Origin of the sequence: Micromonospora sp. NPDC005087 (genome assembly GCF_042872965.1) — a bacterium.
Classification (GTDB): domain Bacteria; phylum Actinomycetota; class Actinomycetes; order Mycobacteriales; family Micromonosporaceae; genus Micromonospora.
Genome location: NZ_JBIALB010000003.1, coordinates 62,453 through 75,663, shown reverse-complemented (window position 1 = coordinate 75,663; position 13,211 = coordinate 62,453). Strand labels below are relative to the sequence as shown.

At 73.0% G+C, this 13,211-nt stretch carries 14 protein-coding genes; 3 read left to right on the top strand and 11 right to left on the bottom strand.

Annotation, left to right across the window (positions count from 1 at the left end; all coding sequences use genetic code 11):
- Nucleotides 1-57 precede the first annotated feature (57 nt).
- The 7 genes from era to ACFYPS_RS08515 form a co-directional block, all read right to left on the bottom strand.
- Nucleotides 58-954 (bottom strand): GTPase Era, encoded by an 897-nt coding sequence (gene era / locus ACFYPS_RS08545; protein ID WP_354965659.1) that lies wholly within the window; start codon nucleotides 952-954, stop codon nucleotides 58-60.
- A gap of 5 nt (nucleotides 955-959) precedes the next feature.
- Entirely contained in the window at nucleotides 960-1,346 is a 387-nt protein-coding gene (locus tag ACFYPS_RS08540) for a cytidine deaminase (RefSeq protein ID WP_354965581.1), read from the bottom strand.
- The gene (locus ACFYPS_RS08535; protein ID WP_387323966.1) at nucleotides 1,339-2,760 is read right to left on the bottom strand and encodes a hemolysin family protein; all 1,422 of its coding nucleotides are present in this window, start codon (nucleotides 2,758-2,760) and stop codon (nucleotides 1,339-1,341) included. The genes ACFYPS_RS08540 and ACFYPS_RS08535 overlap by 8 nt, the downstream gene beginning before the upstream one ends.
- Nucleotides 2,736-3,209 carry an rRNA maturation RNase YbeY gene (gene ybeY, locus ACFYPS_RS08530; RefSeq protein ID WP_210912337.1) on the bottom strand — a complete coding sequence of 158 codons (474 nt, stop codon included), beginning with the start codon at nucleotides 3,207-3,209 and terminating at the stop codon, nucleotides 2,736-2,738. Before ybeY ends, ACFYPS_RS08535 begins: the two co-directional genes overlap by 25 nt.
- Nucleotides 3,210-3,224: 15 nt before the next feature.
- The gene (locus ACFYPS_RS08525; RefSeq protein ID WP_354965583.1) at nucleotides 3,225-4,280 is read right to left on the bottom strand and encodes a PhoH family protein; all 1,056 of its coding nucleotides are present in this window, start codon (nucleotides 4,278-4,280) and stop codon (nucleotides 3,225-3,227) included.
- A gap of 131 nt (nucleotides 4,281-4,411) precedes the next feature.
- Nucleotides 4,412-5,809, bottom strand: coding sequence for a serine hydrolase domain-containing protein (locus ACFYPS_RS08520; protein ID WP_354965584.1), 1,398 nt, complete (start codon nucleotides 5,807-5,809; stop codon nucleotides 4,412-4,414).
- A complete protein-coding gene (locus ACFYPS_RS08515; RefSeq protein WP_089019445.1) occupies nucleotides 5,806-6,165 on the bottom strand; it encodes a histidine triad nucleotide-binding protein in 360 nt (119 codons plus the stop codon). Before ACFYPS_RS08515 ends, ACFYPS_RS08520 begins: the two co-directional genes overlap by 4 nt.
- A gap of 62 nt (nucleotides 6,166-6,227) precedes the next feature.
- On the opposite strand from ACFYPS_RS08515, the gene ACFYPS_RS08510 reads away from it, so the two are divergent.
- On the top strand, nucleotides 6,228-6,989 hold the full coding sequence (locus ACFYPS_RS08510; RefSeq protein ID WP_354965585.1) for an SDR family oxidoreductase: 762 nt from the start codon (nucleotides 6,228-6,230) through the stop codon (nucleotides 6,987-6,989).
- A 227-nt stretch (nucleotides 6,990-7,216) separates the two neighbouring features.
- Here ACFYPS_RS08510 and ACFYPS_RS08505 read toward each other — a convergent pair whose 3' ends face one another.
- The 3 genes from ACFYPS_RS08505 to hrcA all read right to left on the bottom strand — a co-directional run bounded on the left by ACFYPS_RS08505 (nucleotide 7,217) and on the right by hrcA (nucleotide 10,216).
- Complete coding sequence (locus ACFYPS_RS08505; RefSeq protein ID WP_354965586.1) at nucleotides 7,217-7,951, bottom strand: 16S rRNA (uracil(1498)-N(3))-methyltransferase; 735 nt, start codon at nucleotides 7,949-7,951, stop codon at nucleotides 7,217-7,219.
- A gap of 23 nt (nucleotides 7,952-7,974) precedes the next feature.
- Entirely contained in the window at nucleotides 7,975-9,120 is a 1,146-nt protein-coding gene (gene dnaJ / locus ACFYPS_RS08500; RefSeq protein WP_172899204.1) for a molecular chaperone DnaJ, read from the bottom strand.
- Nucleotides 9,121-9,193: 73 nt separating this feature from the next.
- Nucleotides 9,194-10,216, bottom strand: a complete 1,023-nt coding sequence (gene hrcA / locus ACFYPS_RS08495) for a heat-inducible transcriptional repressor HrcA (protein ID WP_074313627.1) — start codon at nucleotides 10,214-10,216, stop codon at nucleotides 9,194-9,196.
- Between the two features lie 198 nt (nucleotides 10,217-10,414).
- Between hrcA and ACFYPS_RS08490 the strand changes: the two genes are divergently transcribed.
- Nucleotides 10,415-11,035, top strand: coding sequence for a DUF4870 domain-containing protein (locus tag ACFYPS_RS08490; protein WP_354965587.1), 621 nt, complete (start codon nucleotides 10,415-10,417; stop codon nucleotides 11,033-11,035).
- Between the two features lie 102 nt (nucleotides 11,036-11,137).
- Here ACFYPS_RS08490 and hemW read toward each other — a convergent pair whose 3' ends face one another.
- The gene (hemW, locus tag ACFYPS_RS08485) at nucleotides 11,138-12,361 is read right to left on the bottom strand and encodes a radical SAM family heme chaperone HemW (RefSeq protein WP_354965660.1); all 1,224 of its coding nucleotides are present in this window, start codon (nucleotides 12,359-12,361) and stop codon (nucleotides 11,138-11,140) included.
- A 19-nt stretch (nucleotides 12,362-12,380) separates the two neighbouring features.
- Between hemW and ACFYPS_RS08480 the strand changes: the two genes are divergently transcribed.
- Nucleotides 12,381-13,169, top strand: a complete 789-nt coding sequence (locus ACFYPS_RS08480) for an enoyl-CoA hydratase-related protein (protein WP_354965588.1) — start codon at nucleotides 12,381-12,383, stop codon at nucleotides 13,167-13,169.
- Nucleotides 13,170-13,211 lie beyond the last annotated feature (42 nt).

Genomic DNA, 13,211 nt, shown 5'->3' with positions numbered 1-13,211 from the left:
AAGACGATCATCGCGCCCCGGTCCGACCGGAATGCCTGGCCGGACCGGTGGGGTCGGTCAGAAGCCCAGCTTGCGCAGCTGCTTCGGGTCGCGCTGCCAGTCCTTCGCGACACGCACGTGCAGGTCCAGGTAGACCCGACCGCCGAGCAACTCCTCGATCTGCCGGCGGGCGGTGGTGCCGACCTCCTTGAGCCGGCTCGCCTTGTGACCGAGAACGATGGCCTTCTGACTGGGCCGTTCCACGTACAGGTCGGCGTAGATCTTCATGACCTGGCCCTCGGGGATCATCTCCTCCACCACCACGGCGATGGAGTGTGGCAGCTCGTCACGGACCCCCTCCAGGGCGGCCTCGCGGATCAGCTCCGCGACCAGCACCTGCTCGGGATCGTCGGTGAGCATGTCGTCCGGGTAGAGCTGCGGTGACGGCGGCAGGTAGCTGGTCATCACGTCGACCAGCGTGTCCACCTGGTGCCCGGAGACCGCGCTCACCGGCACGATCTCGGCGAACTCCCCCATCTGGCTCACCGCGAGCAGCTGCTCCGCCAGGCGACGCTTGTCGACCAGGTCGGTCTTGGTGACCACCGCCAGCACGGTCGCCTTCAACTCGGCCAGCTCGCCGGTGATGAACCGGTCGCCCCGGCCGACCGGCTCGTTGGCCGGAATGCACAGGCCGATCACGTCGACCTCGGTCCACGTCGATCGGACCAGGTCGTTGAGGCGCTCGCCGAGCAGCGTACGGGGGCGGTGCAGGCCCGGCGTGTCGACCAGGACCAGCTGCGATTCGGGCCGGTGCAGCACGGCCCGGATGACGTGACGGGTGGTCTGCGGCTTGTTCGAGGTGATCGCGATCTTGGTGCCGATGATGGCGTTGGTCAGCGTGGACTTGCCGGCGTTGGGCCGGCCGACGAAGCAGCCGAACCCGGCCCGGTACGGGCGACCGTCCGGATCCTGCACGGGGGTCACTGGGTCACCGTGCCGAGCACGGTGCCGTCCGGCGCCGCCAGATGGATCGGCGCGTCCACGGCGAGGTCACGCACCGCCGCATGCCCGGCGCCGTCCAGCGTCGACGCCTCGGTCACCACCACCGCCGCCTCCAGCCGGCTCGCCCCGGCCGCCACGGCCGAGGCCACCGCCAGTTGCAACGCCGTGAGGGTCAGCGAGGGCAGCGCGACGCTGGCCGCCGCGTACGTCCGGCCATCCTGGTCCCGGACCGCGGCGCCCTCGACGGCACCGACCCGCCCACGGGCTCCGCGGGCCAGGACGACAAGCTTGCCGTCCTCGGCGCTCAGCGGGGCCGGCGCGGTGGGGGTGGGCCGGGCGGCGGGCGCGGCGGATGTGTCAGGCATCGGCGGGTTGCCTCTCCTCGTCTCGATAGTGGTCCTGGCCGTCCCCGGGGCCGGCGTGCTCGCCACGCCCCGCGGTGTCCTGCTCATCGCCCGGTTCCACCCGGCTGACCAGAACGGTGTCTATGCGGTTGCGCCGGCCGGTGGTGCCCTCGGCGACCAGCCGGAGGCCGGCCACCTCGGCCTGCGCTCCGGGGATCGGCACCCGCCCCAGCGACTGGGCGAGCAGGCCCCCGACCGTCTCCACCTCATCGGTGGGCAGGTCCGTGTCGAACAGCTCGCCCAGATTCTCCACCGGCAGGCGGGCGGTGACCCGCACCGAGGAGTCCGCCAGGCGTTCGACCGGCGGGCGTTCGACATCGTACTCGTCGGTGATCTCGCCGACGATCTCCTCCAGGATGTCCTCGATCGTGACCAGGCCGCCGGTGCCGCCGTACTCGTCGACGACGATGACCAGGTGGTTGCGGGCGGCCTGCATCTCCGACAGCAGGTCGTCGACCGGCTTGGACTCCGGTACGAAGGTGGCCGGACGCATCAACTCGGCCACCGGCAACTGCTCAGCGTCCGGGTCACCGCCCCGGGACCGCCGGATCAGGTCCTTGAGGTAGAGCACACCCAGCACGTCGTCGACGCTCTCGCCGATCACCGGGATCCGGGAGAAACCGGACCGCAGGAACAGCGCCAGCGCCTGTTCGAGGGTCTTGCCCTCCTCGATCCACACCATCTCGGTACGCGGCACCATCACCTCACGCGCGATGGTGTCGCCGAGCGCGAAGACCGAGTGGATCATCTGCCGCTCGCCGTGCTCGACCACGCCGCGCTGCTCGGCCAGGTCGACCAGCTCGCGCAGCTCCACCTGGGTGGCGAACGGACCCTCCCGGAAGCCGCGCCCCGGGGTGACCGCGTTGCCGATGAGGATGAGCAGCGACGCGAGCGGGTTGAGCGCCCGGCCCAGCCAGCGGACCAGCGGCGCCACCGCCCGCCCCACGGCGTACGCGTGCTGCCGGCCGATGGTGCGCGGGGCGACCCCGACCACCACGAAGCTCACCACGGTCATCGCGCCGGCGGTGACCAGCGCGGCCCGCCAGCCGGCGCCGAAGGTGTCCACCGCGACCAGTGCCACCAGCGTGGTGGCGGTCAACTCGGCGAGCAGCCGCAACAGCAGGAGCAGGTTGAGGTGCCGGACCACGTCGGCGGCGACGGTCTGGAGGGTACGGGCACCACGTACGCCGTCCCGGGCCAGCTCGGCGGCCCGGGCCGGGGAAACCGCGGCGAGCGCCGCCTCGGTCATCGCGATCAGGCCGGCCAGCACCACCAGGCCGGCCGCGAAGACGATCAGTTGCAGGTCGGGCAGGCCGGCCGTGGGGCCGACCGCCAGTAGCGGAGTGGGCATCACTGGGTGCGGGTCGACCGCCAGCTCGCCAGCAGTCGGGCCTGGAGCGCGAACATCTCCCGCTCCTCCTCCGGCTCGGCGTGGTCGTAACCGAGCAGGTGCAGCACCCCGTGCACGGTGAGCAGGTGCAGCTCGTCGGCCGGAGCGTGCCCGGCGGTCGCCGCCTGCTTGGCCGCCACCTCGGGGCAGAGCACGATGTCGCCGAGCAGGGCCGGCTCGCCGCCGGACGGGGCACTCTCGCCCGGGCCGTGGTCGACGCTGCCCTCGTCCATGGGGAACGCGAGCACGTCGGTCGGGCCTTCGCCACCCATCCAGCGGTGGTTCAGCTCGGTCATGTAGTCGATGTCGACCAGCAGCACGGACAGCTCGGCGAGAGGGTTGACCCCCATCTCGTCGAGAGCGTGCCGGGCGACGGCGAGCACGGCGTCGGTGTCGACCTCGACACCGGACTCGTTGGCGATCTCGATGGACAACTGCTTTCCTCTGCTTTAACGGCGGCGGCCGGCACGGCCGCCCTGGGCGGGTCGCCCGGGCACCGCGTGGACGCCCTGCGCCTGCTGGGTCTCCCGCTCATCCCAGCGGGCGTACGCGTCGACGATCTGCCCGACCAACTGGTGGCGGACCACGTCGGAGCTGGACAACTGGGCGAAATGCACGTCCTCGACGTTTTCCAGGATCTCCCGGACCACCCGCAGACCGCTGGTCGTGCCGCCGGGAAGGTCCACCTGGGTGACGTCACCGGTGACGACGATCTTGGAATTGAAGCCGAGCCGGGTCAGGAACATCTTCATCTGCTCGGGCGTGGTGTTCTGCGCCTCGTCTAGGATGATGAACGCGTCGTTGAGCGTCCGGCCGCGCATGTACGCCAGCGGGGCGACCTCGATCGTGCCCGCGGCCATCAGCTTCGGGATCGACTCGGGGTCGAGCATGTCGTGCAGCGCGTCGTAGAGCGGGCGCAGGTACGGGTCGATCTTCTCGTTCAGCGTGCCGGGCAGGAAGCCCAGTCGCTCACCCGCCTCGACCGCCGGCCGGGTCAGGATGATCCGGTTGACCTGCTTGGCCTGCAACGCCTGGACGGCCTTCGCCATCGCCAGGTAGGTCTTGCCGGTGCCGGCCGGGCCGATGCCGAAGACGATGGTGTGCGAGTCGATCGCGTCGACGTACCGCTTCTGCCCGAGGGTCTTGGGGCGGATGGTGCGTCCGCGCCGGGAGAGGATGTTGAGCGTCAGGACCTCGGCGGGCCGTTCGGCGCTGCCCTGCTCGAGCATGCCGACGGTACGCCGAACCGCGTCAGTGGTCAGGGTCTCGCCTTTCTCGATGAGTTCGAGCAGCTCAGTGAAGACCCGCTCGGCGAGGGCGTTGTCCGCGGGCGCACCGGTGATGGTGATCTCGTTGCCACGCACGTGCACGTCACTGGTGACCGAGCGTTCGACGAGTCGCAGGATCTCGTCACCTGCGCCGAGCAGATTGACCATGATCTTCGAGTCGGGCACGGTGATCCTGGTCTGCACCCGGGGCGGGCCGGGAGGTGGGGTGCCAGTCATAGGTCGGGCCGAAGGGCCCTGCGCACCTGCTCTCGATCTCTGCGCCGGCCCTGCTGGCACGGCGTGCGGACGTCACCCCCATCGTATCCGTTCAACGCGGCCCGCATCGCGTCCATTTCCGCTGGCCGCGATCAGCTCCCGGCCCGGAAGTCGTACCGGTCGAAGGTCTCCTGGTGGCGGGTGAAGCGGTACGTCGCCCAGTGCATCCGGACCACGGCGCCCGACTCGTCCCGGGTCAGCCTCAGCAGCTCGCCGGCCTCCCGACCGGAGACCGTGCGGAACACGTCCGGCCGGTCCGGCAGCGGGGTGAAGACCGCCGGTGGGCGTCCCGCCGGGTCGCCGGCCCCACGCGCCTGCAGCGTGCCGTCGTGCCAGGAGAAGACGTACTCGAAACCCTCGCCCCACCAGCGACCGAGCAGACCCCGCAGTGCGGCCGGAGCGGGTGCGCCGGGCCGCCACGGCTCGATCTCGGCCGGGTCGTGCTCGACCGCCGCGGCGAGCAGCCGGTGCGGCAGGTCGAACAGCTCCGCCGCCGTGCCGGAGGAGCCGAGCACCGCGGCGCCCATCGCGCCCGCCGTGCCGTCGCCGCCCCTTCTGCCGTACGCCGCGGCCAGGAAACCGGGCATGGCCCCGTCGTGCCCCACGTGCACCACCCGCTCGCCCTGCGGCACCAGGATCAACCCGAGCCCGAAGCCGGCCCCCCAGAGCGTCTCGTCGGTGGTGGTCACCGGCCAGCGCATCTCGTCCAGCGTGGCGGGGGCGAGCACCGCGCCGGCCGGGTCCAACGCGGCCGGGTCGGCGAGGAACGCCGCCCAGCGGGCCATGTCCGTCGCGGTGCTCCAGAGCTGGGCGGCCGGGCCGACCGCGCCGAAGTCGGTCGGCGGCTCCGGGTGCGCCTCGTCGGAGTACGCGTCGACGAGGAACCCGGTGGCCGCCGCAGGCCCGGGCGTCACGGTGGTGTCGGTCAGCCCCAGCGGCGTCAGCACCCGCTCGGCGAGCACCTCGGCCCAACTGCCGCCGCGCAGCCGGGCGACCAGCTGGCCGAGCACGGCCAGGCCAAGGTTCGAGTAGTGGAATCGGCGGGCCGGCGGCAGCACGCGCTCGGCCCGGTCCAGCTCGGCCACCAACTGCCCGGCGTCCGGCGCGCGCAGGCTGTCCCAGACGTCGCCGAACGGCTCGCGTTGCAGACCACCGGTGTGCGACAGCAGTCGGCGGACGGTCAGCTCACCGTGCGCGGGCAGGTCCAGGTGCCGGCCCACCGGGTCGTCCAGGTCCAGCAGCCCGTCGTCGCGGCACTGGAGGGTGAGCACCGCGGTGAAAGTCTTGGTGACCGAGCCGATCCGGAACTGGGTGCGTGGCCCCAACGGGCTGTCGGTGCCGGTGCCGCCGACGGTGCAGCTCCACAGCGGACGGTCGGCCCGGTGCAGCGCCGCCGACACCGCCGGCACCCGGGCGTCGGCCTGCACCCGGCGGACCAGCCGGCCCAGCCGCTCGTCCACGACTCGGGTCGACGCCGCCTCGGTGCTCACGCCAGGTCCCGGGCGAGCATCGGGCCGAGCGGCGCGCCACCGAGCAGGTGCGCGTGCGCGTGGAACACCTCCTGGCCGCCGTACGCGCCGGTATTGAACATCAACCGGAAGCCGTCGCCGAGCAGCCCCTCGTCCTCGGCGACCGCGGCGGCCGTGGCCAACACCTCCCCGGCCAGCGCCGGGTCACCCTGGGCGAGGGTGGCGATGTCGGCGTAGTGCTCCTTCGGAATCACCAGGACGTGCACCGGCGCCTTCGGGCCGATGTCCCGGAAAGCGAGCGTGGTGGCGGTCTCCCGGACCACGGTGGCCGGGATCTCCCCGGCGACGATGCGGCAGAACAGGCAATCGGATCCCATCGGGGCAGTCTAAGGAAGGGTCCCGTCCCGACATCCGCGGCGGCTACGGCAGGATGTCCGGCGTGACGAATCGGGCGGTACTGGTGACCGGGGCCTCGCGCGGGATCGGCCGGGCGGTGGCGACGGCGTTCGCGGCCGGCGGCGACCGGGTGGCCATCCACCATCGCGACTCCGCGGACGCCGCTGAAGAGCTACGCGCCCAACTGCCCGGCGCGGGGCACGTGGTGGTCCGCGCCGACCTCACCGACCCGGACGAGGTCCGGGCCATGGTGGACCGGGCCGCCGAACTGCTGGGCGGCCTGGACGTGCTGGTCAACAACGCCGGGGTGTACGGCGACCGGGACGACCCGCACCCGATCTTCGGCGCCTCCTACGAGCAGTGGCAGAAGCGCTGGCGGCAGGTGCTCGAGACCAACCTGACCGGCGCCGGCAACGTCACCTGGTGCGCCGCCCAGCACATGCGGGAGCGCGGCGGGCGGATCGTCAACGTCTCATCCCGGGGTGCGTTCCGGGGCGAGCCGTCGCAGCCGGCGTACGGCGCCAGCAAGGCGGGGCTGAACGCGCTGGGCCAGTCCCTCGCGGTGGCGCTCGCGCCGTACGGCATCGCCGTCGCCACCGTCGCGCCGGGCTTCGTGGCGACCGACATGACCACCGAGCACCTGCGCGGTGAGCCGGGCGCGGCGATCCGGGCGCAGAGCCCGTTCGACCGGGTGGCCCGGCCGGAGGAGATCGCCGCTGCGGTGCACTGGCTGGCCTCGCCCCAGGCCGAGTGGGCGTCCGGCACCATCGTCGACCTCAACGGCGCCTCCTACCTGCGCAGCTGACCGCCGGTTCCGCGATCGAGCCGGACCCGCCGGTTGTCGAGTCGCCCGACCTGCTCATCGCGCCTTTGCTCTGCTTCAACGGGCGCAACACCCGACGGCCGCAAGTGTTGCGGTGGTTGAAGCAGAGCAAAGGGCGCGGGCAGGGTGGTTGGGGGAGCTGGGACGTCGGGGGCAGGACAGCCGGGGCGGGCGTCGCCCTCGGGGGTGGGAACGGCTCCGAGCCCGGACTACCAGCGGCCGAGCCGGGTGGCGAGCACGCTGAGCGCGGCCACCCCGGCGGTGGACGTCCGTAGCACCGCAGGGCCGAGCCGGACCGGTCGGCCGCCCGCCTCGCGGAAAGCGGTCAGCTCGGCCGGGGCGATGCCGCCCTCGGGGCCGACCACCAGGACGATCTCCCCGGCCGGCGGCAGGTCGGCGACGGTCAGCCGTTCGTCGGCCTCCTCGTGCAGCACGAACCCGGCGGCGGCACCGGCGATCCGGCGGGTCACCGTGGCGGTCGACTCGTCCGGCGCCCCGGCCACCACCGGCAACCAGGGGCGGCGGGCCTGCTTGGCCGCCTCCCGGGCCGTGGCCACCCATTTCTCCCGGGCCCGTACGCCCCGGTCGCCGCGCCACTGGGTGACCGAGCGGACCGCCGCCCAGGGCACGATCTCGTCCACCCCGACCTCGGTCATCGCCTGCACGGCCAGCTCTCCCCGGTCGCCCTTGGCGATGCCCTGCACGATCACCAGCCGGGGTACGGGCGCGTCCACGTATCCCCGAGAGGTGATCGTGAGTTCCAGGCTGCCCCGGCCGACGGCGGTGACCACGGCGGCGGCCGTGCCGCCCCGGCCGTCGGCGAGCAGCAGCTCCTCGCCGACCCGCAGCCGCTGCACGGTGGCGGCGTGATGCCCCTCGGGACCGTCGAGGGTCATCGTGTCGGCGGTGGGCAGCGACTCGACCAGGAACAGTGGGGCGGACACGATGATCAGGCTAGCCGCGCCGGTCAGGCGTGGCCGTTGAACGCGTCGCGCATCCGGGAGAAGAAGCCGCCCTGCTTGGTCAGCTCGGCGACCTCCTCGCCCCGGGTCTTGGCGAAGTCGCGCAGCATCTTCTCCTGGTCCGGGTCGAGCTTGGTCGGCGTCCGGACGTCCAGGTGCACGTAGAGGTCGCCCCGCCCGGTGCCACGCAGGTGCGGCACACCGCGGGCGCGCAGCCGCAGCGTGCTGGCGGGCTGGGTGCCTGCCTTGACGTCGACCGTCTCCTCGCTGTCCAGCGTCTTGATGGTCAGCCGGGTGCCCAGCGCCGCCGCCGTCATCGGGACGGTGACCCGGCAGTGCAGGTCGTCGCCCTTGCGGGAGTACACGTCGTGCGGCCGCTCGTGAATCTCCACGTAGAGGTCACCGGCGGTGCCGCCACCCGGGCCCACCTCGCCCTGCTGGGCCAGCCGGATCCGCATGCCGTCCTCGACGCCGGCGGGGATCTTCACGGTCAGCGAACGGCGGGTGCGCACCCGGCCGTCGCCTGCGCAGGTGGGGCAGGGGTGCGGGATGGTGGTGCCGTAGCCCTGGCAGACGGTGCACGGCCGGGCGGAGACCACCTGGCCGAGGAAGGTGCGCTGCACCGACTGCACCTCGCCCCGGCCGCCGCACGCCTCGCAGGTGGCCAGGTGGGTGCCGGCGGCCGTGCCGGCGCCGGAACAGGTGGTGCAGAGCACCGCGGTGTCGACGGTGATCGGCGCCTCGACCCCGAACGCCGTCTCGTGCAGGTCCAGCTCCAGCCGCAGGATCGCGTCGGCGCCCGGCCGGGTCCGCGGGCGCGGGCCGCGCGCGCCACCCGCCGCGCCGCCGAAGAACGCGTCCATGATGTCCTGGAACCCGACGAACGGGCCGGCGCCGCCCGGACCACCCGGGCCGCCGGCGCCGCCGCCACCCGGGGCGAGCGGATCGCCACCGAGGTCGACGATCTGCCGCTTCCGGTCGTCCGAGAGCACCTCGTACGCGGCGTTGATGTCCTTGAACTTCTCCTGAGCCTCCGGGTCCGGATTGACGTCCGGGTGGAACTGGCGCGCCAGCTTGCGGTAGGCGCGCTTGATCTCGTCATCGGAGGCTTCCCGGCTCACACCGAGAATGCCGTAGTAGTCCCTGGCCACTGCGTTCCGTGTCCTCATGTTCGTCTCGCGTTGCGCCGGTCGGCGGCCGCAGCCGGCCGTCGGCCCTGACTGGTCAGTTCTGGGCCAGCAACTCGCCCACGTAGCGTGCCACGGCGCGCACCGTGGCGATGGTGCCGGGGTAGTCCATCCGGGTGGGCCCCAGCACCCCCAGGCCACCCACGATGGTGGCGCCCGGGCCGTACCCGGTGCTGACCACCGAGGCGGCACGCAGGTTGTCGAACTCGTTCTCGTCGCCGATCAGCACCCGGGTCGTGCTCGGCTCGGTCTCGCCGATGAGCTTGAGCAACACGACCTCCTCCTCCAGCGCCTCGAGGATCGGCCGCAGCGAGCCCTGGAAGTCGAGCAGCCCGCCCCGGGTGAGGTTGGCGGTGCCGGCCAGCGCGATGCGCTCCTCGTGCCGCTCGACCAGCGTCTCCAGCAGCACGGTGGAGAGCGTGGTCATCGCCGGGCGCAGCTCGGACGGCGCCTCTTCGACCAGCGCCTGCACCAGCGGCGGCGTGTCGGACAGTCGGGCGCCGGCGAGCTTCTCGTTGACCAGTCGGCGCAGGTCGGTGACGTCGTCGGGATGCACCGGCCCGGGCAGCTCCACCAGCCGCTGCTCCACCCGCCCGGTGTCGGCGATCATGACGAGCATCAGCCGGGTGGTGGAGATCGGCACCAGCTCCAGATGGCGCACCGAGGAGCGGGCCAGGCTCGGGTACTGCACCACGGCCACCTGCCGGGTCAATTGGGCGAGCAGCCGTACGGTGCGGTGCACGACGTCGTCGAGGTCGACCGCGCCGACCAGGAAGCGCTCGATGGCCCGGCGCTCGGCCGGGCTGAGCGGCTTTACCCGGGACAGCCGGTCCACGAAGAGCCGGTAGCCGCGGTCGGTGGGCACCCGGCCGGCACTGGTGTGCGGCTGCCGGATGTAGCCCTCCTCCTCCAGCACGGCCATGTCGTTGCGGACCGTGGCCGGGGAGACACCGAGCTGGTGCCGCTCGACCAGCGCCTTGCTGCCGACCGGCTCCTGCGTGGAGACGTAGTCCTCGACGATGGCGCGGAGCACGGCGAGCTTGCGGTCGTCCAGACCCATCCTCCGCACCTCCTGTCGCACGTCGGCCGCCGGCACGGCGGGGCCGGCGGGCCGTACTGGCACTCGACTGTAACGAGTGCCAGTCTACGTCGGCGTGCCCCCCAGCGCGATGATCAAGGCCGCCGCTGTCCGTTCAGACAGGCTGGCCCGGCGGTGTCGCTCTGGTGGGCGTTGCCACGGGCCCCTACCGTGACATCCATGACTGAACCACCTCGCCCTCCCGGTGCGGGAGACCCCGGCGATCAGCCGCCGGAGCCGACCTACCCGCCGGCCGCTCCCGGCCCGGCCTCCTCGGCCGAGCCACCCACCGCACCACTGTCCGGGGCACCCGGCCCGGGCGGCTATCCCCCGGCCGGTGGCTATCCGCCGCCCACCGGTGACCAACCGCCGTCGGGCGGCTACCCTCCGCCACCCGGGGGCTATCCCCCTGGCGGCTATCCGACCGGCGGCGCCTACGGCGGCCCCGGCGGCGGCTACGCCAGCAACGAGGACAAGACCTGGGCACTGGTCGCGCACTTCGGCGGCGCCGCCGGCGCGCTGATCAGCTTCGGCCCGCTGGGCTTCGTCGCCCCGCTCATCGCCTATCTGGCCCGCGGTCAGCAGTCGCCGGCCGTCCGGGCGCAAGCCCTGGCCGCGCTGAACTTCCAGATCCTCTGGTCGATCATCGCGTTCGTGCTGCTCTTCGTGAGCTGGTGCCTGCTCTTCCTGCCCAGCATCGCGGTGGTGGTGATCCAGATCCTGTTCGGGATCATCGCCGGGATGAAGGCCAACGAGGGCCAGCTCTACCGCTACCCGATGTCGGCCAGTTTCATCAAGTGACCCGGGTCGGCCGCTCCCCCGGCCGACCCGGTGCACCGCCGTCGGTCGACCGGCGGGCCGACTGCCGACGGCCGTCGGGCCGACCGGCGGCGGCACGCCGGCTCAGGGCAGCAGGTCGCGCACCACGGCGTCGGCGAGCAGTCGGCCGCGCAGGGTGAGCACCGCCCGGCCGGCCGCGTACTCCGGTGCGGCCAGCAGTCCGTTGGCCAGCGCCCGTTCGGCGCCGGCCCGGCCGGTGGCGTCGAGCACCGCCAGCGGCAGCCCGGTGGCGAGCCGCAGCCGGAGCATGACGTCCTCCATGTGCGCCTCGTCGCCGGTGAGCACCTCCCGGGCGAGGCCGGGTGACGCGCCGGCGGCCAGCCGCTCAGCGTACGCCGACGGGTGCTTGACGTTCCACCAGCGCACCCCGCCGACGTGGCTGTGCGCCCCGGGGCCCAGCCCCCACCAGTCGGCGCCGGTCCAGTAGAGCAGGTTGTGCCGGCACCGGGCCTCGTCGGTGCGGGCCCAGTTGGAGACCTCGTACCAGGACAGGCCGGCGGCGTCGAGGGCAGCCTCCGCGGCCAGGTAACGGTCCGCGGCGACGTCGTCGCTGGGGTACGGCAGTTCGCCGCGACGCATCCGGGCGGCCAGCCGGGTGCCGTCCTCCACGATCAGGGCGTACGCGCTGACGTGGTCCACCCCGGCTGCGACCACCTGCTCCAGCGAGGCGGCGAAGTCCTCGGCCCGCTCCCCCGGGGTGCCGTAGATCAGGTCCAGGTTGACGTGCTCGAAACCGGCGTCGCGCGCCTCCAGGGCGGCGGCGGTGGCCCGACCGGCGCTGTGCTTGCGGTCCAGGATCGCCAGCACCCCCGGGGAGGCGGACTGCATGCCGAGCGAGATCCGGGTGTAGCCGGCGGCCCGCAGCAGCTTCAGCGACTCCGGGGTGACCGACTCCGGGTTGGCCTCGGTGGTCACCTCGGCGTCGGCGGCCAGCCCCCAGGTGCGGTCGATGCCGTCGAGGATGCGGGCCAGGTCGTCGGCGGGAAGCAGAGTGGGCGTGCCACCGCCGACGAAGACGGTGTCGACCCGGGGCGGTGGGTTGTCGCCGAGCACCCGGGCGGCGAGCGCCAGCTCGGCCAGCACGGTGTCGGCGTACCCCTCGCGGCTGGCGCCGCCGCCCAACTCGGCCGCGGTGTAGGTGTTGAAGTCGCAGTAGCCGCAGCGGCTGGCACAGAACGGCACGTGGACGTACACGCCGAAGCCGCGCGCGCCGACCGCGGTGGTGGCGGTGGCGGGCAGCGATCCGTCGGCGGGGACGGTCTCACCATCTGGAAGGACGCCGGGCATGGCCACTAGTGTGCCCGGCATGACCTCTCCCGACGTGCTCGTGCGGGTCTCCACGGCCCGCGGGGTGACCACCCTCACCCTGGACAGCCCGCACAACCGCAACGCGCTCTCCACCGGCCTGATGACCCAGCTGCTGGCCGGGCTGGCCGACGCGGTGGCCGACGACGCGGTCCGGGTGATCGTGCTCGACCACACCGGTCCGGTGTTCTGCTCGGGCGCGGACCTGAAGGAGACCGCCGCCGCGTATGCCAGCGGGACGGTGCCGGCCGGAATGCTGGGCGACGTGCTCGCCGCGCTCTGGGAGTGCCCGAAGCCGGTGCTGGCCCGGGTCGCCGGGCCCGCGCGGGCCGGTGGGTTGGGCCTGATCGCGGCCGCCGACCTGGCGGTCTGCACCGAGGAGGCGACGTTCGCCTTCACCGAGGTGCGGATCGGGGTGATCCCGGCGGTGATCTCGGCGACCGTGCTGCCCCGGCTGCACCCGCGCGCCGCCGCCGAGCTGTACCTGACGGGCGACACCTTCGACGGCCGGCGGGCCGCCGAGATCGGCCTGGTCACCGCCGCGGTCCCGGTCGAGGGGCTGGACTCGGCGGTCAGCCGGTACTGCGACTCCTTGGTGCGCGGCGCCCCGGGTGCGCTGGCCGGCGCGAAGGAGTTGCTGCGCCAACCGGGCACCGCCGAGCTGCGCGCTGAGCTGGCCCGGCTGTCCGCTCTGTCGACCGGCTACTTCCTCTCCGACGAGGGACGCGAGGGGGTCACCGCGTTCCGGGAGAAACGACCGGCGCACTGGGTGCCCGCTCTCGACGTCTAAGCAGAGCAAACGGCCTCGATGAGGGTGGGGCGCCGCCCGGGA